This window comes from Vibrio sp. bablab_jr001 (assembly GCF_016464285.1).
GTDB classification, from domain to species: Bacteria; Pseudomonadota; Gammaproteobacteria; order Enterobacterales; family Vibrionaceae; genus Vibrio; species Vibrio fluvialis.
In genome coordinates, this window is the sequence record NZ_JACDWZ010000082.1 from 25400 (window position 1) to 48701 (window position 23302).

Consider the following 23302-nt stretch of genomic DNA (forward strand, 5'->3'; position numbering starts at 1 on the left):
TACTTTTCTAAGACCTGAACGGTATCAATGTGGTGATCGGGGCTATTTTCTCCAGCCGCACTGCGGACACTTTAAACTCCGGAATTTTAGCGGTCGGATCGCGCGCCTCTGACGTCAGGCGGTTGGCGGGGGATTCCGCAAAGTGGAATGGCACGAACACCACACCCGCTTGCATGCGCTTGGTGACAAACGCAGGCGCTTCGATTTCACCGCGTCGTGAGCAGAGGCGAACCCGCTCGCTATTGTGGATCCCGAGCCGCTCTGCATCTTGCACACTGATCATGATGCGCGGTCCCGCGCGCTGATCCAGACCTTGGGTCTTGCGTGTCATGGTGCCGGTATGGAACTGCTCCAGCAGACGGCCGGTGGTCAAAATGAGCGGATAATCGTCATCCGGCAACTCTGCGGCGTATTCAAACGGGACTGCCACCATCTCGCCGCGACCGCGTTTAAAGCTGGTTTGGTGCAGAATACGCGTGCCATTCGGCGCTTGCTCATTGCACGGCCATTGCAGGCTACCTTCGCTGATACGCTGCCAATCCATACCGGCATATTGCGGCGTGACTGAGCAAATCTCCTGTTGGATCTGCTCAACATGTTGATAATGCCAGTTGCCGCCGAGCGCATTAGCAATATCTGTGGTGATGCGCCAGTCTTCGCGCGCCTCTCCCGGTGGCTTAATCGCGGGTGACAGTGCCTGCACGCGGCGTTCGGTGTTCGTGAAGTGGCCCTGCTTTTCTGCAAATGAGCAGGACGGCAGCACCACGTCCGCCAGCGCTGCGGTTTCCGACAGAAAAATGTCCTGCACCACGAGAAAATCGAGCGTGTTGAGTGCGTCGATGACGTGCGCCTGATGAGGATCGCTCAGCACCGGGTTTTCGCCCATCACATACAAACCGCGCAGTTGCTGGGTGGCCGCGGCATCAATCATCTCGGTCAGGGTTAACCCGGGCGTGTTGGGCAGATGATCGCACTGCCAAGCTTGCGCAAATTTGGCCTGCACCAGCGGGTTAGTGACTTTTTGATAGCCGGGGTAGTCGCCGGGCAGGGCGCCCATGTCACAGGCGCCTTGCACATTCGACTGACCACGCAGCGGGTTGATGCCGCCACCTTCCACGCCGATGTTGCCACACAGCATTTGCAGGTTGGCAATCGAACGCACATTGTCGTGTCCGGTGGTGTGCTGAGTGATGCCCATCGCGTAATAGACGGCGGTGACGCGCGCGGTACCAATCATCTCGGCGATTTTGACCACATCGGCCGCTTTCACGCCTGTGACCAGCTCAACTTTCTCGGGCAGGTAGCGGTCGGACATCACCTCCATAATCAGCTCATCAAAACCATCGACCCGTTGGCGGAGATAAGTTTCGTCATACCAGGCGTGAATGATGATCTGTTGCATGATGCCGTTGAGCAACATCACATCGGTACCGGGGCGCTGTGCCACATACAGTGTCGCGTGATCGGCCATCTCGATGCGTTTCGGGTCGGCGACAATCAGCCGCGCGCCGTGCTGAATGGCCTGCTTGAGATGCGACGCGATGATCGGGTGGGCGGCCGTGGTATCGGAGCCGATGATAAAAATGACATCGGAGTAGGCAATGCTGGCGATGTCGTTGGTCATGGCTCCGCTGCCAAGGGACGCCTCCAATCCTGTGACCGTGGAGGCATGGCACAACCGCGCACAATGATCGACGTTGTTGGTCCCCAACTCGCGGCGCATCAGTTTCTGAAACAGGTAGTTATCCTGATTGGTCGTCTTAGCCGAGGAGAAACCGCCCAGCGCATCACTGCCATGTACTTGTTTAATATGTTGAAAACGTTCGGCGATCAGGGCTATCGCTTCGTCCCAACGGGCGGGTTGCAATTCGCCATTGCGCCGGATTAACGGCTGAGTAAGGCGCTGTGGACTGTGAATGAAATCGAAACCAAAGCGGCCTTTGACGCACAACATGCCTTGATTGACGGGCGAGTCTTTATCGCCCTCGACGTAACGCACGCGGTTGGCTTTCTCGTCTACATACATCACTACCTTGCAGCCAACCCCGCAGTAGGTACAAACGGTTTTGACCGGCTTGAGCATTTCGACCCGAGCATGGGATTTGTCGCGTTTATCGACCAGAGCACCCGTCGGACACACCTGCACACACGCCCCGCACTGCACGCAGTTGGAGTCTCCCATCAGCTTGCCATCATGAAACATCGGCCGGCTTTGTGAGGCGGAAAAATGCAGTGCCCCGTGTACGGTTTCTTCCTGACATGTCTGCACACAGGCACCGCAGCTGATGCAGCGGTTGGCATCAAACACGATGAATTCGCTGCTCTTATCGACAGCAAAGCGCTGCTTATCGTCGCAATCCAGAGCAGATGCGCTGAGTTGATGTTCGGTGGCGTAGTCGCGTAAGCGGCAATCAGTATTCACCTGACAACCACACTCCAAACAGCGGTCAGCTTCCAGACGGGCCGCCAGTTCGCCGGGATCGATTTCCACTTCCGAGAAGTTTTTGCGTCGATACAAGCTGGGCAGATGGGGAAAGCTGATGCGCCGCCCCTTGGCTTCGAGACGATATTCACTGCGTTTGACGAGGCTGAGCGTGTCCGCTTTGCGGCTGGTAAAACGTGTGGCGGTTGGAGGACGCGGACCGAGCAGCAAGCGCTCTGTGATGGCATCGGCCGCGCGTTTGCCGTCGGCGATGGCTTCAATCGCGGTCGCCGGGCCGCGGCGAAAGTCGCCGATAGCGTAAATATTGTCAAAGTGATGCAGCGTGTACTCATCGACCTCGGCGGTGTGTTTGCGGGACAAGGGCACGGCATCAAGCTCCGCGCCAAACAGGCTGAGATCGGGAGTTTGCGATAAGGCTGAAATCACAGTATCAAACGACTGTTCACGAAACTCTCCGGTTGGTAAGGGCTGGCGACGTCCCGACTCATCCGGCTCGCCTTGCGTCATGGTTTCCAATCGAACCGCACGTACACGGCCTTGTGCATCGGCAAGGTTCTCGACCGGGCGGGTGAGAAAACAGAACTGCACACCTTCGTGTGCGGCGGCCTCAATTTCGTACTCTTCGGCTGGCATTTCATCGACAGTGCGACGGTAGATGAGCGTGACGTTTGCCCCAAGGCGCAGCGCCGTGCGGGCACAATCTATCGCGGTATTTCCGCCGCCGATCACCGCGACCTGCTTGCCAGTAGTGAGTGTGCGTTCGGTTGCCGCATCTTTGAGGTAGTCCACCCCGAGATAGCACCCCGACAGGTCACTGCCGGGATAGTGAGCGCTAACTGCCAAACCAGCACCGATGGCGACACATACCGCGTCATACTCTTGCTGGAGCTGTTTAAGAGTGAAATCCTGGCCCGTTTTCTGATTACACAGGATCTGAATGCCAGTCTGACATAGCAGGTCGATTTCCTGATCCAGTATCTGTTTGGGCAGGCGATATTCCGGAATGCCATATTGCAGCCAGCCGCCGGGTTTAGGCATGGCTTCAAATATCGTCACGGAAAAACCCGCCAGACGCAGATAGTAACCACACGCTAACCCGCCGGGTCCTGCACCTATTATCGCAATGTGTTTGCCATTACCGAGAGGAACGATGGGACGAAATGGCTGGGCTGCTCTGTCGACGTCTGCGGCGTGGCGTTTGAGCTGACGAATCGCCACGGGTTCATCCACCAGAGTGCGGCGACATTCGGTTTCGCAAAAAGCCGGACAAACACGGCCAATCGATGCGGGCAGCGGCAGGTGGCGTTTGATCACTTCCACTGCTTTGTGGTGATCGCCCTGCGCGATGTGATGGAGGTAGCTTTGAATATCAACGTGCGCCGGGCAGGCAATTTGGCACGGAGCCTCACAATCGGCATTGTGGTCGGAGAGCAGTCGCTTCAGCGCGGATTGGCGCGCCTGATACAGTGTGTCGCTGTGGGTATGAATCACCATTTGTGGCTGTAGCATGCGCTCACAGGCTCGCACGATACCGAGCTGTTCAACCTCGACCACACACAAATCGCAATGTTGCTTGTCAGCTTGGTGGCTGGTGGCACATAAATGTGGAACGTCGATGCGGATCGACTGAAGAAATTCAAACAGGCTTTGCCCGCTCTGATACGGATAGGCAACGCCATTGACGACCACTTGCATAGATACCTCTCTGGCACGGGTTAGGTGCAACTCGACTGGCTTTGTTATGCGAATGGCAAGTGTGAAGAATACCGCTGCGTGCTTTACCTTCGCAAAGTCTGCATAAAAATTGTGGTTATTAAGGAAGTATAAATAATGCTGGCCAGCATTCCAGCGACTGATCTCCCAAATCACTGAAACAATTGTCATCATTCAGCAACACAATCTTCACTTATCAGTCATTTAATGGCGCTAAGCTCCTGAGCCATCATCAATTTGCATTGATGCAACACACAATAAAAATTACGAAAGTAAAGGAGCAAGCTCATGTGGAACCGTGATGAGAAAGATTCACAGTTTAGCGAAATGATTGAAGCGCGTTTATCGCGTCGCCGCTTCCTGGCGGGTAGTGCCGCAGTCAGTGCTGGCGCATTTCTTACTTTAAACCCGGTCGCGAAAGCGGTCGCAGCGAAACCGCAATCTTCTCTGCTGAACTTTGAGCCGGTTCCTGCGTCAACGGCAGACATGGTTGTAGTACCAAAAGGCTATAAAGCCACACCACTGATGTCTTGGGGCGACCCGATTTTCGCTGACGCACCTGCATTTGACCAAAGCGGTAAACAAGATTCACGTGCGCAGGAGCGTCAGTTTGGTGATAACACCGACGGCATGAGCTTCTTCCCTATCAGTGACGATCGCGCGGTAATGGCGATCAACAACGAATACACCAACTACGAATACCTGTTCGACCACAAAGGTGATGCGATGACGGCTGACGACGTGCGTAAAGCACAGGCGGCGGTCGGTGTGACTGTGGTTGAAATTGTGCGCAAGAACGGCAAGTGGATGATTGATCGTGAAGGTCAGCGTAACCGCCGTATTACTGCCAATACGCCAATGGAAATCACAGGTCCTGCCGCAGGCAGCGAATGGCTGAAAACGAAGGCCGATCCAAAAGGTACACTGGCGCTGGGCACCTTCAACAACTGTTCAAACGGTCAGACGCCTTGGGGCACGTATCTGACCTGTGAAGAGAACTTTGATGATTTCTTCGGTGCGAACGAAGAGGGTTCTGTTACGGCGGACCAGAAGCGTTACGGTATCGAAGCGAAACCAAGTGATTACAAATGGCATCAGCACGATGAGCGTTTTGATGTGACGAAGAACCCGAATGAGCCAAACCGTTTTGGCTGGATCGTGGAAATCGACCCGCACAATCCGGATTCAACGCCAATGAAACGTACCGCACTGGGCCGTTTCAAACATGAAAACGCAGCGTTTACGCTCAACAGCGACGGCTATGCGGTTGTGTATCTGGGTGACGACGAGCGTGGTGAGCACCTGTACCGCTTCGTATCGAAAAACCGTTACCAGAAAGGCAACGATGCCGCTAACCGTAAGCTGCTGGAAGAGGGCACGCTGTATGTGGCGAAATTCGACATGCAGGACAAAGAGCTGAAAGGTCAGGGGCGCTGGATTGAACTGACATTCGGTAAGAACGGCCTGACGCCGGAAAATGGCTTCAAAAACCAGGCTGAAGTTCTGATTTTTGCGCGTCGCGCAGCCACTCACGTGGGAGCGACAACCATGGACCGTCCGGAATGGGTTGCTATCCACCCAGACAACAAACACGTGTTCTGTACGCTGACCAACAACAAGAACCGCGGCGTGAAAGAAGGCCAGCCAGTGGGTGGTCCGAACCCACGTGCGAAGAACAACTACGGCCAAATTCTGCGCTGGATGCCAGTGCATGGTGATCACACGGCTGAGATGTTTGCCTGGGATCTGTACCTGATTGCGGGTAACCCAACGTTGCATCACGGCGACCTGTACGCGGGCAGCGATAACATCAATGCCAACAATATGTTCAACAGCCCGGACGGTCTTGGCTTCGACAATGCCGGTCGTCTGTGGATTCTGACCGATGGTAACTACTCAAACAAAGGCGATTTCGCGGGTCAGGGCAACAACCAGATGCTGTGCGGCGACCCGATTACGGGTGAAGTGCAGCGCTTCCTGACAGGTCCTGTGGCGTGTGAAATCACTGGTCTGGCGTTCTCACCGGATCACAAAACCATGTTTGTGGGTGTGCAGCATCCGGGCGAAGAAGGTGCGCCTTCGCACTTCCCGGCGGGTGGCAGTACTAAGCCACGCTCTACGGTCATGATGATCACTCGCGAAGATGGCGGCGTGATCGGCGCATAATCTACCTTAACTCTCAGTCTTAACCTGTTCATCCCGGAAAGTTTCAAGCCACTTTCCGGGATGTTTTTTTAGGTATAAACCGCCGATTTTCAAACGGATTTGAAACCAAATTGACAGATGTTTGATAGATTTTTCCTTTGATTGGATTACACTGAGCCGCTCTGCGACGAGGTGAATGCCAATGCTTTTAAAACAACGACTCCATGATCAGAAATCCGGCTTAACGTTGCTGGTGTTATTTGTGTTGATTCTGGCGCCCATTTCGGCGGCGTGCATGAGGCTGGATTTCCTGCAACTGACCAATGAGAAGCTCGCTCAGGCGTTGTCTCTGCTGACCAATAGTGCCGGTAAAGAGGGCGTTGTCTTCACGTTAATCTTACTGCTGCTCTGGACGGGCTGGGGCGTGCGTGCCAGCAAAACGGAGTGGCTGAACAAAGCCATTCAACTCGGTGTTTTACTGGTGTTGGCGATGGGGCTGAAAACAGGCATCAAAGCGCTGACTGAAAGCCCACGTCCGTACACCGAAGCCATGACTCAGGCGCTGGTGCTGCCCTCGGCGGAGCATTTTTATAAGCTGGACACTGAACAAAAACTGGCTGTAATGAATGAGATAGCGGCCAGAGTGTCGCCAACCCGCCTGGCAAACTGGAAGAAGGAAATGGACTACTCATTTCCATCGGGCCATACCGTATTTGCCACTCTGTGCTTAGTGTTTTTCGGCGGTATTTTGCTTGAGCAACAGCGCCGTATCAGCGCGGCTGTGCTGCTGATGTGGAGCTGCAGTATCGGATTTTCTCGTCTGTGGCTGGGCATGCATCGTCCGGCGGACTTGCTTGGCGCGGCGTTGCTGGTCGGGCTGCTTTATATTCTGGTGCCGAGACGTTACGCTTTTAGCACTAAGCTGCTTAGCAGGGTTCAATCCCGCTAGAATGACGATAAAAAAATGGGCCTTTGCGGCCCATTTTTTTATGTCTCAAAGTTATCAGGCAATGAATGCGGAAATCACACCGATCAGGCCACCAAAGACGCCGCCCCAAACCACCAGCCAGCCCAGATGCTCTTTGATCATCTTCTGCACCATCTCTTTGACCAGTTTCGGCGTCAGTTCACTCAAACGCTGGTCGATGATGTTCTCGATGTTGCCCTGAATTTCGCTCATCATGGCCGGAGATTCCAACTGCTCTTTCAGGGCCGATTTGACGTTTTCGCTCTGGCTCATTTCAACCATCGCTTCCTGCATTTTTTCCACAAATGGCTGTTTGAGTGGTTGCAGTGCTTCGCTGCCGCCAAACATCGCCAGCATGCCGCCAAATGAAGAGTTGCTGATCACCTCAACTAATGAGTCAAAGGTCGGATTGAAGTCCACTTTGGCAATCACAGGTTCGAGGTTGAGGGTTTTATCGCCGGCCATTTCCTGATTGAGGAATCGGTCGATGTTCGCCTCGGTGAAAAACTGTTCCATCATCAGGGTTTTGATGGCCGCTTTGAAGGCTTCAAAGCGCGCCGGAATAACGCCTGAGCCGTACAGTCCCGGCACTTTTTCAAACAACATGTGAATGGCCAGCCAGTTGGTGATGGCGCCAGAGAAGGCAAACAGGCCTGCGTAATAGGCAAAGGTGTTGTCCAGCGTATAGCCGGCACCCAGCAACGCCAGGGCCGCTAAGTTGGTGATAAGACTCTTGTTCATAGCAAAAATAGATGATGTTGATTAATGACAATGAGCGGAATTTTAAGAGAAATTACGCCAAGGGAAAAGAGCCGGAGCAACGCTCCGGCTTGAGGATCAGGCAACATTTGCCTCGTTATCATCGTCACAGCCGATGAAACCACCGGTCTGGTGTGCCCACAGGTGCGCGTAGATACCGTTGTGATCGATCAGTTGCTGGTGGGTGCCTTGTTCGACGATTTGGCCTTTATCCAGCACAATGAGGCGATCCATGGCCGCGATAGTCGACAAGCGGTGTGCAATCGCAATCACCGTCTTGCCCTGCATCAACTCATTCAGGCTTTCCTGAATCGCTGCTTCGACTTCTGAGTCGAGCGCGGATGTGGCTTCATCCAACACCAGCAAAGGTGCGTCCTTCAGCAGTACGCGCGAAATCGCGATGCGCTGACGCTGGCCGCCGGAGAGTTTCACGCCGCGTTCACCCACCTGAGCGTCATAACCCACATTACCGAACGGATCAGTAAGATTTTCGATAAACTCATGGGCGTGTGCCTGTTGGGTTGCGCGCAGCAAATCGTCTTCTGATGCGGTTGGATTGCTGTAGAGAATATTGTCGCGAATCGAACGATGCAGCAGTGAGGTATCCTGCGTCACCATACCAATTTCACTGCGCAGCGAGTCCTGAGTCACTGCGGAGATATCCTGCCCATCGATACGGATGCTCCCGCTTTCTACATCGTGAAAGCGCAGCAGCAGGTTAACCAGCGTCGATTTACCGGCGCCCGAGCGGCCAACCACACCAACTTTCTCACCTGGTTTGATGGTTAGGTTGAGATGATCAATCACGCCTTTGTTTTCACCGTAATGGAAACTGACATCGTCGAACTCGATGCCACCTTGTGACACTTGCAGTGCTTTGGCGTTCGGCTTGTCCTGAATGGCGATCGGTTTAGACAGCATGTGCATACCATCGACCACCGTGCCCATGTTTTCAAACAGGCCACCCACTTCCCACATGATCCACTTCGACATCCCGTTGATGCGCAGCGCCAGACTGATGGCAATCGCAATCGCGCCAACGGTGATCGCGCTGGTCATCCACAGATAAATCGACATCGCTGCAATGGTGAACACCAAAATGTAGTTAGAGATTTCCACCCAGATATTAAACCCGGTCACCAGGCGCATTTGGCGGTAGACCGTATCGAGAAAACCTTCCATGCCCTCTTCCGCGTATTCGGTCTCACGGCGGCTGTGAGAGAACAGTTTAACCGTGGCGATGTTGGTGTAGCTGTCTACGATGCGTCCGGTCATCAGTGAGCGGGCATCGGCCTGCTCGGCCGATACCTTTTTCAGCTTGGGCACGAAGCGAATCTGAATCATGATGTAGGCCACCAGCCAAAGCAGCATCGGTATCATCAGTCGCCAGTCGGCTTGTGCCAACATGACCACCATGGCAGTGAAATACACCGCGACGTAGACAAACACATCGAGGGTTTTCATTACGGTTTCGCGTACCGACAGCGCGGTTTGCATCACTTTGGTGGCAATACGGCCAGCAAACTCATCCTGATAAAACGATAAACTCTGCTTGAGCAAATAGCGGTGCGCCAGCCAGCGGATTGACATCGGGTAGTTGCCGAGCATGGTTTGGTGGATAAGCAGCGAGTAAATCGAGACCAGAATCGGCATCCCGACCAACAGTAGCAGCGACAAGCCAATGAGTGTGTGGCGGTTCTCCTCCAGAAACGTCTCCGGATTGCTGGTTGACAGCCAGTCGACCAGCTGTCCCATAAAGCCAAACAGAGAGACTTCAATGATCGCGATGGTGGTGCTGAGCAGCGCCATCACCATCAGCGGCTTTTCGTAACCTTTTGTGTAATGACGGCAGAATGCCCACAGCGTATTTGGCGGACGCTGTGGCTCGTCCTGAGGGAAAGCCTGAGTAAAGCTTTCAAACTTTTTATACATGAAGAGTCCTTATCTGTGTCCCGTTCTTTGTACGAGTTATCGCCCAGCGATGTGCAGTCGCCAGAGCCGGGGATTGTGTACTCTCCAGCCTCATGGTTGAGTGATGGTGAAGAGCACGTCGCCCATCTCTGGTTTCATTACGACGTCTGGATTGTTATGTGTGAGTTGCAGCGAGCGGGCAAATAGCCAAACAAATATGCAACAGATTGTTCGGCCAAGTTCGGCCAGTATAACCTGAATTGATGAAAAGATGCGCATCAGGAATAACGGCGGGCGGCAGAACAGGAATATCCACTGCCCGCTTTGCTGTGCATCGATGGTGCTGGTGAATATTTCCAGAAAATGCGGCATAAAGTGCGCATATTCTGGCCTTGTTGTGAATGTGGTCAGTAAATATTTCTGCCAATTTTATAAATGTCAGTGAAAACAAAAATTCTGCGGCGCAACTATTCTCAAAATCAGTGATTTTTTGTTTAACAATATGCTTACAATTTGCCTATTCGAGTTAAGGAAACGAATCGTCAAATGTTAATGGAACAACAGCGAATTGAAGCCGAATGGCTCCGCTCTCACAGTGCAAATTGTGTGGTGATGGTGCCGCCGAAAGAGTTTAAATACAACGCCGAAACCGCCAAAGATAATGAGTTTCAGCATCAAATCGCACTCAGCGATGAACAGGTTCGGGCTCAGGCGATGCAAGAATACACCGACATGGTGGCGAACCTGCGTCGCGAAGGGGTTCAGGTCGTGGAGTTTGATTATCCACTGTCGGATGTCGAGACTCCGGATGCGGTGTTTCCCAACAACTGGTTCAGTACCACGGCGGATGGTAGATTCTTTACTTTTCCGATGGCGTGCGCAAACCGCCAGCAGGAAGTTAGGCCACAAGCGTTAATAGCGGCGCTGCAACAAGCGGGTCGCCAGGTGCGCCTGCGTGACAGTCTGGTTGAATATCAGGAGCAGCGTGCGTTTCTGGAAAGCACCGGCGTGATGGTCATGGATCATGTCAATGAAACGATTTATGCCGCGTTGTCACAACGTTGTGACCGCGAAGTGCTGGAAGATTATGCACAGCGCATCGGTTATTCACGCGTTGTGTCGTTTCAAACCGTTCTGCCTTCCGGCCAGCCGATTTATCACACTAACGTGATGATGGCGGTGGGGGAGAGCTTCTGTGTGATCTGCGACGAAGTGATCCCTGAGTTTGAACGTCGCTTTGTGGTGAAATCGCTGGCGAAAGACAAGCAAGTGATCTCGATTACGCTTGAGCAGATGAACCGCTTTTGTGGCAACATTCTTCAATTGGAAAATGCGTCAGGCGACAAGCTGATTGCGATGTCTCAGTCAGCGTATGACGCGTTTACGCCCAGCCAGCGTTTGCAGCTGTCCGGTCATGGCAAACTGCTGCCATTCAATGTGAAAACCATCGAAGATATCGGGGGCGGTAGTGTGCGCTGTATGTTGGGCGAAGTGTTTCTGCCTGCGCTCAAATAGCATCACTTGTCCTGACAATAAAAAACACCGCTGATGCGGTGTTTTTTATGCTTACGCTGTCCCTTTCAGATTGCGTGTCCGGCCTTTCTTCTTGGGCTGATAATGCATGATGGTCATCGAAACCGGCAACTGCAGCACTTCGCCTTCCGCATGCCCTGGTTGCACGTTACGCATATTGGTATCGCAAATGATGCGCCACTCCTGCCCCCGATCATTCGGCAGTTTAAAACGCGCTGGTGCATTGGTTTGGTTGATCAGATAGAGTAACTCCTGACCATCTTCACCGATGCCGATGTGTAGCGCGACTGAGCACAGACGGTTCCAGTCATCGTGTTCCATCAGACTGCCATCCACTCGGCGCCAGAAAATGCGGTTAAAGTTGCGTTCTTCACCGCTGAAAGCGCGAATAAACGGCACCATATAGGTTTGGCGCGCGGACACCATTTCCGATAACCAGTTTTTAAAATAGGTTTTGCGCTCAGACAAGCTCCAGTCTAACCAACTGATTTCGTTGTCCTGACAGTAAGCATTGTTGTTACCTTGCTGAGTATGTGAAAGCACATCCGCGGTGAGAATGTGCGGGATGCCGAATGCAAACAACAAGCTGGCCATGAAGTTGCGCTTTTGCCGTTCACGGATGGTGCGAACCACCATATTGTCCGTTTCACCTTCAACCCCGTAGTTGTCTGAACGGTTATCACCGTGCCCGTCGCGGTTCTGCTCACCGTTCGCTTCGTTGTGCTTGAGCTTGTACGACACCAGATCCTGCAAGGTAAACCCGTCATGATAGGTGATGTAGTTCACCGTCAGTTTGTATGGCCAGTTCGCCGCGCTGTAGAGATCGCGTGAACCCATCAGCCGGGTGGCAAATTCTTTCAGATATCCCTGATCGCCCCGCCAGAAGCTGCGGGTGATGTCGCGCAGTTTGTCGTTGGTTTCATTCCAGCCGAAGGGGAAATTCCCCACTTGATAGCCGTTCGGACCGATGTCCCAGGGCTCTGCAATCAGTTTGACCTGACGCAGAATCGGATCTTGTGCCACCGCTTTGAAAAAGGCGGCATCGCGGCTGAAATCGTCGCCATTACGGCCCAGTGTCGCGGCCAAATCAAAACGGAAGCCGTCGATATGATATTCGCTGACCCAGTAGCGTAATGTGTCCATCACCAGCGTAAGCGAGGGCTGATAGGAGAGGTCAAGCGTGTTGCCACAGCCGGTAAAGTTGGCAAAGTGCGGACCGTGCTGCAGGTAGTAGTGCGGATCCAGCGCCTTGAGGTTGAAAATTGGCCCATCTTCACCACCTTCGGCTGTGTGGTTATACACCACATCAAGAATGACTTCGATGCCCTGCTTATGCAGTTCACGAATGGTGGTTTTGAGTTCAGTCACGGCATCGTGCCGGGCATAGCGGGAATCCGGCGCCATGAACACATAAGGGTTGTAACCCCAGTAATTCACTTTACCCATTTCAAGCAGGTGTGGCTCATGCATGCAGGCGGCAATCGGCAACAGTTGCAGCGTATTGATGTTCTGCTCGCGGTAAAAGGTCAGCATCGGCTCGCTGATGAGGCCAAGATAGGTGCCTTGCAGCCCTTTCTCTACCTCCGGATTCTGTTTGGTCACGCCTTTGACGTGCGTTTCAAACAGCACCATTTCTTCGCGTGGTCGTTCGGGCTTCGGGGTATCCTGCCAGTCAAACTGGGTATCGATGACGACGCATTTGGCCAAATCAAAACTGCTGGCAGGCTTGAACGGAACTTCGTAGGTGAGGCTCTTGTCCAACGCCTTAGCATACGGGTCGGATAAGCACAGCAAGTCATCGCCGTGCTGGACGATGAAACCGTATTTTTGCCCTGCTTTTATGCCTTCGACATAAGTGTGCTGTATACTGGCGTATTCGCTTTCCAGCGGGTGAGTTTCATAGCTGCCGTCAGCGTGAAATAACGCCAACAGCAAATCCTTATTTGCCGGGGCATAAACCGCAAAATTGCATCCATTTGGATCAAGAGTTGCACCTAAAGGGTACGGGCGAGAGCAGGTCGTTTTCATCGTAAGCAGTCGTTTTTGTTATTGAGTTAGCAGTAACCACCGTTTTAAGTAAAAGGCTTTGCTGGTATTAGGTCAAGAGCCCTGTCACAAAATTTTCCATGTAATTTTCTTTCATTTTTATGACGTTATTTCGTTGAAATAGTGATCAATAATGCATTTTGTATTCCATGTCTCCGAAAGTGAGCAAGCTCCTCCCCCCAGATTACGTGATCAATGCTATAAAAACACCATGCGGTAAAAAATCTACGCCTTTCTCATCCCCCCTAAATATATCGGGGGCGGAGGAAGCCACCCCTATGCGCCTTTAGTAATCTTTTCATCAGTTGAAACGACTGGGGATTCGTCCCATCTTGCCTCTCTTTTTCGATGTGACCTCTTTTCTGCCTTTAGAGGGACCAGCAAAGGTGAGCTGAGAGATTAGAAGTAAAAATTTAAATAAGAAAAGACCCTAAATGGAGTTAACAATGAAAAAAGTAAGTGTAATTGCTGCCGCAGTTGCTGCTACTCTTGCAGCGGGCTCTGCATTCGCAGTGGACTTCAACGGTTACTTCCGCGCTGGTACTGGTATCAGTGGCAATGGTGAAGGTGACTACAAATTCATGGTAAACCGAATCGGTCGTCTAGGTAACGAAAACGACAACTACTACGAGTTCGGTTTTTCTCAAGAGCTGAAAACTGGCGAGCAAACCTGGAAAGTAGATTCCATGCTGGCGAAAGGTGACGACGGTAAATCTGGTTGGGAATCTGACAACGCAGTAAACGTCGCTCAGTTCAACGTTCAAGCTAAAGGCCTGTTCGCTTCAGACCCAGACGCGGTAATGTGGGCGGGTAAACGCTACTACCAACGTAAAGATATCCACATCACTGACTTTTACTTCCTGAACACTTCTGGTACTGGTGGTGGTATCGAAAACGTTTCTCTGGGCAACCAAAAGCTGTCTGTGGCGCTGATGCAAGATGGCGAAACGGATGCTTCAGCGGGCTACATCTTTGATGCGCGTCTGGCGAACATCCCACTGTGGAATAACGCTTCTCTGGAACTGGCTGTTGCGTACAACTTCGCAACAGAAAAAGATTCTCAGAATGAAGCCGCAGATGACGGCGTGATGACCAGTGCGATTCTGCACCAGGGTCTGAGCAACGGCTTCAACCAAACTGTATTCCAGGTTGGTACAGCGGGTTACGGTAACCAAGTAGCGAACTTCGGTTCTGGTGCATGGTATTCTCGTGGTACTTCTGAGTACAACGATGCAGTGGGTTACCGCCTAATCAACTGGGGTGTGGTTAAATTTGGCGAGAAATGGGAAATGGGTCACCAGGTTTCATTCCACCACGGTGAAGACATCTCTAACGGCGAAGGCACATCTGACATCTTTACTGCTGTAGTTCGTCCAATGTACAAATGGAATGACACCATGCGTACTATCGGTGAAGCTGGCTACTCTTACGGTGAAGAGAAGATCTCTGGAACCACAACTAAGACTGGCGGTAGCAAGTTTACTGTAGCTCAGGCATGGGCAATGGGTGACAGCTTCTGGTCTCGTCCTGAACTGCGCGTATACGGTTCATACATCACTGATGACGAAGGCACCACGTTCGGCGACAAAGGCGATTCAGACTTTGTTGTAGGTGTTCAAGTCGAAGCTTGGTGGTAATCTGCCACTAAGTCCTAGAAAAATTTAAGTCCATATTCAAATAGCCGACTTAGGTCGGCTATTTTTTTAAGGGTTTATGAGAGCCTTTAAAAAAATAAAAACAGGAGAAGAGTATGTATCTTCGAGCATTACTTTTGGGCGGATGTATCGCGCTGACAGGCTGCCAGTCAGCAACGGTGGTTGAACAACCACAATCAACCTCTGCGCAAGCATTCAGTGTAATCTCCCAGCTTCAAGCGACCAAAGTTAAATTCCCTAGTACCACCAAAATTTCGATCACTCCGTCGACTCAGTATCTGCGCAATGAACAGATTTCGAGCCCGGTTGCGGTATTCGAAATCCCGGCTAACCGCGGCCAGATGTCGCTGACGATCACCAGTGAAATTAAAGATTCGGTGTTTTTCCCACATGTGATGATCACCGACCAACAAGGCAAAGTCGTGGAAAGCTACGACGACTCAGTGTTTGAATACCGCAAGCCGCGCCTGAACTTGGGCAACCGTCTGGTTGCGGATCTGGATTTCTACCCGCCTCAGGGGTATCAGAATCTGTATGTGGTCGTCTACACCAAGGAGTCGGATCTCAAAGACGTGACTTACGTGGCGCATCCGGGACGTATTGACGCCGAAGCGCGTGGCAACTACATGCCAGAGCTGAAAGACATTGCGGTCCCACACAGTCTGACAGGAACGCTGGAACTGGATGTTGCGGGCCCGGGTCTGCTCGGTTTCACCCGCGTAGAATCGCCAGCCAACGCAACTTCCAGCGATCAGGCGAAGGCGCAGATCGTGGTGCAGCCTGATACTCAGGCGTACTACTTCTCGACCATCGAAAAGGCGGTGGAAGCGAACGATATCCCTAAAGCGCTGAGCCTGCTGGATGAAGCGAAAGCACTGGGTATTGAAGGTGCGCAAGAAGTGTTTGTCAAAGCGGTGAACCGCAAATCGGCGCAATAAACTCGATGAGTGCGCGGCCTGAAACGCGCGACTGACCACAATTCTCATTGCTATTTACTTTGCTAGTACCGCACTTCGTCTGGAGTGCGGTACTATTGTTTTTATCGGAACACACTGTAACGCCACGCTGGAATTAAGTTTTTGCTTCTCGCGCCGATACAGTACCAAAGACTGAGTTAAGAACATTATTAGATGAATACCATTGGGATTGCGATTGGCGCGACGGGCCTGTCACTGATATTGATATTTGTGTGGATGATTTCGCTGTCTATTCGCAAAAAGCGTCTGGAAGCGGAAAAGAAAGCCCGTGAGGAAGCCTATCGTAAAGCGCTGGAACGTCAGCGTGACGAGGAGCGCAAAGAACGTCTGTATAAGGCCGAATCTGGTCATGTTCCTACCATGTTGTATCTGGCGAAAGAAGCGGAACGCTCCAACTTGCGCGAAGCGCTGTTCTGGTATGAAAAGGCCGCACACAACGAAAACATCACCGGTATGTACGGTATTGTCCGCATTTGCCAGCGCATCCGTGATGACTACATCCTCAAAGAAAAAGCCAAGTTCTGGCAAAACTACATTCGTGGTCAGGAAGGTGATCTGGGCGCTAAATATGAAACCGGCCGAGCGCTGGTGCATGGCCGTGGCGTCGAAGTGGATGTGTCAAAAGGCATTGCCATGATTCAGGATGCGGCTGAAGATCAGTACATTGATGCGATTCTGTTTATGGGCGACTGGTGTGTGTCAAAAGACAACATTGCCCCTGCGCCGGGTGATTCCACCTACTGGTATTCCAAAGCAGCCAAGCTCAACAGCCTGGAAGGGATGATGAAACTCGGTATCAATTACATCAAAGGTATCGGCATTGCAGCAGACTTTCAGAAAGGGGTCTATTGGTTAGAGCGTGCCAGTGAAAAAGGGCACGCCGAAGCCATGTATCATGCTGGTCAAGCCTGGATTGATCGCGGCGCAAACGGCAATGCCATCGCTTATATCTGGCTGTTTCTGTCCGCCTTTTTTGGTTATGAGCTGGCGAAGTCGCTGCGCGATCAGGTGGGTGGCCGTATTGGTGTGGATTCGGTGGTTGGCCTGCAATCGCTGTCCAAACCACTGCAGAAGAAAATCAGCTCAGGTACGGTTAGCAAACATTCTATCATTCGTGCTCTGAACAAACTGTATAAACGCGGGATTCCGGTGCCGAAGAAAGGCGAAGCGATGGATGATGAGGGCATTGCGGACAATGTAAGTGACACGCTGCTTGATGAACTAGATGGTTCGCTGTTTGATGAAGCCTCCGCAGTGGAGACTCCCGCAGAAGAGAAGCCTTCAGCGCTGAACTTCTCTCAGACGTCGATGGATAAATTCTGAGAATCGCGACCATAAAAAAGCCCCGACTGGTCGGGGCTTTTTACTATCTGAGTAACAGATTATGCAGAAGGTTTGTGTTCTGACTGGCAAACGGCTGCCGTGAACACTACGTCTGTTGAGCTGTTCAGCGCAGTTTCTGCTGAGTCCTGAATCACGCCAATGATAAAGCCTACCGCAACAACCTGCATCGCCACATCGTTTGAGATACCGAACAGGCCACAAGCCAGTGGGATCAGCAGCAGTGACCCACCTGCAACGCCTGATGCGCCACAAGCCGAGACCGCAGCCACCACACTCAGTAGCAGCGCCGTCATCAGGTCAACTTCAATACCCATGGTGTGTACCGCAGCCAGAGTCAGTACTGTGATGGTAATTGCTGCACCAGCCATGTTGATGGTTGCGCCTAGTGGAATCGATACTGAGTAAGTATCTTCATCCAGTTTCAGCTTTTCACACAGTGCCATGTTCACAGGAATGTTGGCTGCACTTGAACGGGTAAAGAACGCGGTGACACCACTTTCACGCAGACATTGGAATACCAGCGGGTATGGGTTAGTGCGGGTTTTTACGTACACAATCAGCGGGTTTACCACCAGTGCGATGATCGCCATTGCGCCCAGCAGTACTGCCAGCAGCTGTGCATAGCCAGCCAGCGCGCCAAAACCAGTCGTTGCAAAGGTAGACGCCACCAGACCGAAGATACCAAATGGGGCCAGACGGATGATGAAGCGCACGATTTGCGACACGCCGTGGCTCAGATCTTCGAAAACCGCTTTGGTGGTTGCCGATGCATGGTGCAGTGCCAGACCCAGGCCGACAGCCCAAGCCAGAATGCCGATGTAGTTGGCTGACATCAGTGCGTTGACTGGGTTATCCACCAATTTGAACAGCAGTGTTTGCAGAACTTCCGTAATGCCTTGAGGAGGCGTTGCACCTTCCGCGCCAGCAACCAGTGTCAATGTGGTTGGGAACATGAAGCTCAGAACCACTGCTGTCAGTGCGGCGGTAAAAGTGCCGAAAAGGTATAGCACGACGATAGGACGCATGTAGGTGTGTTGGTTTTTCTTTTGGTTGGCGATAGATGCGGCAACCAGAATAAAGACCAGAATGGGTGCTACGGCTTTCAGAGCACCGACGAAAAGGCTTCCGAGTAGCCCTGCACTTTGCGCAGTATCCGGAGCGGCAACGGCCAGCACGACACCAAAAATGATACCTGCCAGAATTTGCAGCACGAGGTTACCACGAGCAAAACGGGCAAAAATGTTGTTGCTTTGCATAGTTATCCCTGCGATGAATATATGGTTTGATTTGTAGTTATTTCAGTGGATACCACTGAAGGTAGCCAATATTAACGTCACGGGATAATGTGTCTAGGATTAATTGATAGTTAGAACAAAAAATTACCAATTATGTTGAAATGCAACACATTTTAGGTTGTTTGTTAAGTATTTGTAGATATTTAGTTGAAAGCAGAGGGTGAAATTTCACCCTCTGTTGTGTGGTCATCAGGCTTTATGGTTGTTTGATGACGTTCTGTGCATTACGTACCATTTTGCTGAAGCGCCGATGTCTGGCGTGGCGTTCGGCGATGGTTTCACTGTTATATAGCTGTTCTGAAAGTAATTTTTGGTAGTTCTTCAATCGTCTCGCATCCAGCTCCCCGCTTTCTACGGCGCGATTCACCGCGCAACCTGGCTCCGATTGATGGCGACAATCACTGAAGCGACATTGCTGCGCCAGCGACTCCACATCAGCAAACGTTTGTGCAACACCGTGTTCACAATCGGCGATTTGCAGTTCACGCATTCCCGGTGTGTCGAGCAATAAAGCGCCGCTTGGCATCGGCAACAGGAAGCGAGCCGTCGTAGTATGACGTCCCTTACTGTCTTGCTCGCGAATGCCTCCGGTCTCTTGAACCTGCTCACCCATCAGTGTGTTGACCAACGTCGATTTCCCGACGCCGGACGAGCCCATCACCGCGATAGTGCGGCCTATTTTGCACCAGGAGTGCAGCACCTGACAGCTTTCATTATTGAGCGCGTTGATGGTTTCAACACTCAATAAGGGGCTGAGATCTTGCACCTGACGGCGTTTGTCTTCCGCATCATCGCACAGATCGGCTTTGGACAACACGATGACAGGTTCGACCTGAGCTTCTCGCGCCAGCGCCAGATAACGTTCGATGCGGCTGAGATTGAAGTCCTGATTGAGAGACGAAACGATGAAGACAGTATCGACGTTTGCCGCAATCAACTGCTCATAGGCGCGATTGCCTGCTGCTTTGCGGCTGAACAGAGATTGTCTATCCAATAGGCGCACAAACTGCTGGCTGTGATCGATAACAATCCAGTCTCCGACAGTCATCGCGGGTAATTTGGCGTGAATGTCGAGATGAAATTCTCCCTGTTCGCTCCAACAGACGTAGCCACTGCGATGGTGCGCAGCAACTCGGGCCAGAGCTTTGTGCTCCATGTCTTCTAAGCTAAGCTGTTGTTGAAATACAGGTCGCCACCCTAACTGTGGCAGTGAGAGAGAGTGTGTATCTGTTAAACTCATTGGTTTACCCCAGACATGCGTAATCACGCTGTCTTGAACGCATTAAAATATGGCTAGGGTCTAAATTGTGTGATGTGACCCCCGGTTGAGAACACCGGGCAATTCTAGGGAAGGAAAGGTGAAATTTTGGGTTATGCTTTCTTCACTGAATTTGCGCGGTGGTGAGTAAGTACAATCATAAAATCCTCCTGAGATTAGTTTTTTTGTTAATGCGGTTTCATAATAGCAGAAGAGGTGGATTTGCCCACCTCTTTTTGCCGGAACGAGTCACATTCGCCACTCGATATGTACAAACTGGGTGATCAGTGTTGCATGCCTTTCATGACCTTTTTCACTGGCGCTGTAAACGAGACTTGCTCGCCATCTTTAAACGTCAGTTGAACATCGATCTGTTTGCCTTCCTGAAAAGGCATTTTGAGATCAAACAGCATGATGTGGAAACTGCCAGGTTTCAGCTCCAGAGTGCCGTTGGCCGGAATAGTGAACGCCTCGACCTGACGCATCTTCATCACGTCACCCTCTTTGATAACGTCGTGCAGTTCAACTTTGCCTGCCGCTGGAGTGGAAGCTGCCACGATAAAGCGATCGTGGTCGCTGTTGTTCACCAGTTCAGCAAACACCGCGCTGGTCGGGGCATTGGGTGGCGTTGCGCGAGCATACGGATGATGGGCCATGATGTCCGTTTGGGCATAACTGAATGGACTGAGCATCAATCCTGCTAACCACAGAGCCTTCAATTTCATTTCACTATCCTTCTGATGAATTTATTGTTTTTTTAATCGCATCCACGATCGGTGCGGGGTTTTGGGTATGCGGTACTTTGGTGATCAAGGTACCGTCTGGCTTAAGAAAATAGAAATAGGAGCTATGGTCCAAGGTGTATTTCAGTTCTGAATTCGGTAATTCCGTTTTTCTGAAAATCACCCCGTAGCGGTGGGCCAGCGCAGTTGTTACGTCCAGCGGTGCGGACATACCTTCAATCATCGGATGAAAATAGTGGGCGTATGTGGCTGATGCCTCTGCGTTGTCGCGCTCAGGATCCAATGAAACAAACATCGGGCGCAGGTGGCTCAGCGTTTTTTCATCCAGTTCATTTAACGCCCCTGCCAGCATGGCGAGTGAGGTCGGGCAGACATCCGGGCAGCGGGTAAAACCAAAATAGATAATGCGAATGCGATTGTCTTTGGGATCGAAAATATTCACCGCTTTATTGTCGGATCCGAACAGAGTGACCGTCTGTGGGGCCTGTGAGGCAGAGAGTTGGTTTTGTGAATCCCAATACGTTTTCGCTCCAAATCCCAAGGCAAACGCCACCACCAAAATCAACGACCAATTCTTACTCATCTTTGCATCCTTATTGCGGGATAAACTGTTTTATTCCCATCCGTCAATGTTCCGACCCACGTCATGCTGTCGGTGGTGCAAACCGGCAACATCAAATCTGCGGCGTAATGCCCGTTGGCTGAGCGTTTCAGAACAAACTTCGCCTGTCCCATGTCCATCTCTAATCCTTCCAGCGTCAGCAGCAGTGTCTCGGCTTTGCTGTCTGGCCATTCAACATCAAGTGGAGTGGCAACCAATGGATGAGCCGTATCTTGTGCCAGCGTCATACTGACACCATCCTGCTCACACGCTTGGCTGGACAGGTGGCAGTAACTCTTCAGGGCTCTGGCTGGCGCTGGGTTCTGAAAATAGTGGACAATATCATTGGCGAAGAACCCCGCCAGTAAAGCGATAACCACAACAACAAATCGAACGACTCTGCGCATATTCCTTCCTGATAGCCTATCCGTTGCGTGAAATAAGGTAGCACTGCGACATTTCATGAGATGAGCAGGGGCTGCAGGCCGGCAACGGAGAAAGGGGAATGGTAGCATAGGTCACTTTAACTGACTGGAAAGGAAGGAGAAAACTGTGCTGGCAGTCAAGCAAACAAAAAAGGCGGCCAAAGCCACCTTTTGTTTGCGTTTTAGCGCGTTACACGTCGTGTGTCTGAGCGAATTTTTCTAACCCCAATACCAGCAGTATTGCACACAGCATCAGTACGATGGCGATACCAAGTTGTGCCGGTTGTGAGGTGATAGCCTCGAAATCAAGCGGGCTGAGGTTGTGTTGCAGCAGCGGAACCTGTTCTCCATGTGAGTTGGTACGCCAACTGACGGTCTCTTTCCATGGCCAGATCTTCGGCAGGGTACCCAGCATCAGTCCGGTCAGGAAGGAAAGCGTAATATCGCGGTAGTGCTTGAGCAACCAGGACAATACGTGCGAGAAACTCAGCAAACCAATCACACAGCCAAGCAGGAACAAGCTGAGAATGTCGACCTGAAGCGATTTCACCGCGCCCAGAACGGGTGTGTACATACCGATCAGCAGCAGAATGAAACTGCCCGAAATGCCAGGCAGAATCATGGCGCAGATGGCAATACCGCCCGCGATCAGCACATTGAGGCTGGTGAACTCCATTTCGAGTGGTTTCAAGACAGTGATGGAATAGGCAAAGGCCACTCCGACCAGAAGCAGCGCCCAGCGCGATAAGCTTTTCTGCTCTATCTGTTTGAGTACGTGATAAACCGAGACCAGTATCAGGCCAAAGAAGAACGACCAGATAGGAATCGGGTGGGTCACGAGCAACCAGGAAATCAGTTTTGCCAGCGTCAGAATGCTGGTGAAAATGCCGCCGAACAAAGCGATAAGAAACCAGCCGTTAATATGACGAAACGCTGCGGCAAACCCTTCTCGTTTCCACAAACGTAATAAGCTAGGGTTTACCCGACGGATACTTTCGAGCAGGGTATCGTAGACGCCGGTGATAAAAGCAATGGTACCGCCAGATACACCAGGGACGACATCCGCCGCGCCCATCGCCATGCCTTTCAAAAACGTACTAAAGTAATTCATTGAGAACCTTATTCGAACCAACTGAAGTGTGCAGTATAACCAAAAAATCCAGCCAAATCCGATCGATAAATGTGGATCCGTAAAAGTTTCATTCGCACCTTTATAAGCAATTACATGATTATGCAGTATGATCATTTTTTGCAAATTGCAATTATCAATTTGCAAAAAATAAGTCAGGGTTTTCTCAGGAACTGTGTTATTCAGCCCAAAAAAAGGACTTTTAAAGATGGCACGCTTAATGCATAATTCATTTCGACCCTTCTTAAAGCCGAGGGTCACCTAGCCAACTGACGTTGTTAGTGAATAGATTTTTGTTCACATCATACATAAGCCAATCGCGGTTTTGCGATTGGCTCTTTTTTTTCTGGTTAGGTAT

General features: G+C 51.5%; 17 protein-coding genes. 6 read left to right on the plus strand and 11 right to left on the minus strand.

The features are described 5' to 3' along the window. Positions 1-7: 7 nt before the first annotated feature. A complete protein-coding gene (fdhF, locus tag JIG40_RS12920; protein WP_199465443.1) occupies positions 8-4138 on the minus strand; it encodes a formate dehydrogenase subunit alpha in 4131 nt (1376 codons plus the stop codon). A gap of 306 nt (positions 4139-4444) precedes the next feature. Here fdhF and JIG40_RS12925 point away from each other — a divergent pair, with 306 nt between their 5' ends. Further along, complete coding sequence (locus JIG40_RS12925; protein WP_199465444.1) at positions 4445-6322, plus strand: PhoX family phosphatase; 1878 nt, start codon at positions 4445-4447, stop codon at positions 6320-6322. Between the two features lie 181 nt (positions 6323-6503). Continuing rightward, on the plus strand, positions 6504-7250 hold the full coding sequence (locus JIG40_RS12930; RefSeq protein ID WP_199465445.1) for a phosphatase PAP2 family protein: 747 nt from the start codon (positions 6504-6506) through the stop codon (positions 7248-7250). Between the two features lie 54 nt (positions 7251-7304). Here JIG40_RS12930 and JIG40_RS12935 read toward each other — a convergent pair whose 3' ends face one another. The 3 genes from JIG40_RS12935 to JIG40_RS12945 form a co-directional block, all read right to left on the minus strand. After that, entirely contained in the window at positions 7305-8009 is a 705-nt protein-coding gene (locus JIG40_RS12935; protein WP_024375322.1) for a hypothetical protein, read from the minus strand. A 96-nt stretch (positions 8010-8105) separates the two neighbouring features. Beyond that, complete coding sequence (locus JIG40_RS12940; protein WP_199465446.1) at positions 8106-9959, minus strand: ABC transporter ATP-binding protein; 1854 nt, start codon at positions 9957-9959, stop codon at positions 8106-8108. Between the two features lie 90 nt (positions 9960-10049). Next, on the minus strand, positions 10050-10310 hold the full coding sequence (locus JIG40_RS12945) for a hypothetical protein (protein WP_020329613.1): 261 nt from the start codon (positions 10308-10310) through the stop codon (positions 10050-10052). Positions 10311-10484: 174 nt separating this feature from the next. On the opposite strand from JIG40_RS12945, the gene JIG40_RS12950 reads away from it, so the two are divergent. After that, the gene (locus tag JIG40_RS12950; protein ID WP_199465447.1) at positions 10485-11453 is read left to right on the plus strand and encodes an arginine deiminase-related protein; all 969 of its coding nucleotides are present in this window, start codon (positions 10485-10487) and stop codon (positions 11451-11453) included. Between the two features lie 51 nt (positions 11454-11504). On the opposite strand, the gene glgX is transcribed toward JIG40_RS12950, so the two are convergent. Next, complete coding sequence (glgX, locus tag JIG40_RS12955; protein ID WP_199465448.1) at positions 11505-13499, minus strand: glycogen debranching protein GlgX; 1995 nt, start codon at positions 13497-13499, stop codon at positions 11505-11507. Between the two features lie 464 nt (positions 13500-13963). Between glgX and lamB the strand changes: the two genes are divergently transcribed. The 3 genes from lamB (at position 13964) to JIG40_RS12970 (ending at position 17472) form a co-directional block, all read left to right on the plus strand. Continuing rightward, positions 13964-15154 (plus strand): maltoporin LamB, encoded by a 1191-nt coding sequence (gene lamB / locus JIG40_RS12960; RefSeq protein ID WP_047461663.1) that lies wholly within the window; start codon positions 13964-13966, stop codon positions 15152-15154. 113 nt (positions 15155-15267) lie between these two features. Further along, entirely contained in the window at positions 15268-16110 is an 843-nt protein-coding gene (locus JIG40_RS12965) for a MalM family protein (protein WP_020329617.1), read from the plus strand. 192 nt (positions 16111-16302) lie between these two features. Further along, positions 16303-17472 carry a tetratricopeptide repeat protein gene (locus tag JIG40_RS12970; protein WP_199465449.1) on the plus strand — a complete coding sequence of 390 codons (1170 nt, stop codon included), beginning with the start codon at positions 16303-16305 and terminating at the stop codon, positions 17470-17472. Positions 17473-17531: 59 nt separating this feature from the next. Here the strand turns inward: JIG40_RS12970 and sstT are convergent, their stop codons facing one another. From sstT to JIG40_RS13000, 6 genes are all read right to left on the minus strand, one after another. Beyond that, positions 17532-18749 (minus strand): serine/threonine transporter SstT, encoded by a 1218-nt coding sequence (sstT, locus tag JIG40_RS12975; protein ID WP_020329619.1) that lies wholly within the window; start codon positions 18747-18749, stop codon positions 17532-17534. Positions 18750-18984: 235 nt separating this feature from the next. Next, positions 18985-20028 carry a ribosome small subunit-dependent GTPase A gene (gene rsgA / locus JIG40_RS12980; RefSeq protein WP_199465450.1) on the minus strand — a complete coding sequence of 348 codons (1044 nt, stop codon included), beginning with the start codon at positions 20026-20028 and terminating at the stop codon, positions 18985-18987. Between the two features lie 302 nt (positions 20029-20330). After that, positions 20331-20771 (minus strand): copper chaperone PCu(A)C, encoded by a 441-nt coding sequence (locus JIG40_RS12985; RefSeq protein WP_024375488.1) that lies wholly within the window; start codon positions 20769-20771, stop codon positions 20331-20333. Between the two features lie 4 nt (positions 20772-20775). Further along, entirely contained in the window at positions 20776-21372 is a 597-nt protein-coding gene (locus JIG40_RS12990) for an SCO family protein (protein WP_199465451.1), read from the minus strand. Next, on the minus strand, positions 21369-21797 hold the full coding sequence (locus JIG40_RS12995) for a hypothetical protein (RefSeq protein WP_158145918.1): 429 nt from the start codon (positions 21795-21797) through the stop codon (positions 21369-21371). Before JIG40_RS12995 ends, JIG40_RS12990 begins: the two co-directional genes overlap by 4 nt. Before the next feature lie 208 nt (positions 21798-22005). Then, positions 22006-22926, minus strand: coding sequence for a DUF368 domain-containing protein (locus tag JIG40_RS13000; RefSeq protein ID WP_024375491.1), 921 nt, complete (start codon positions 22924-22926; stop codon positions 22006-22008). Positions 22927-23302: the final 376 nt, after the last annotated feature.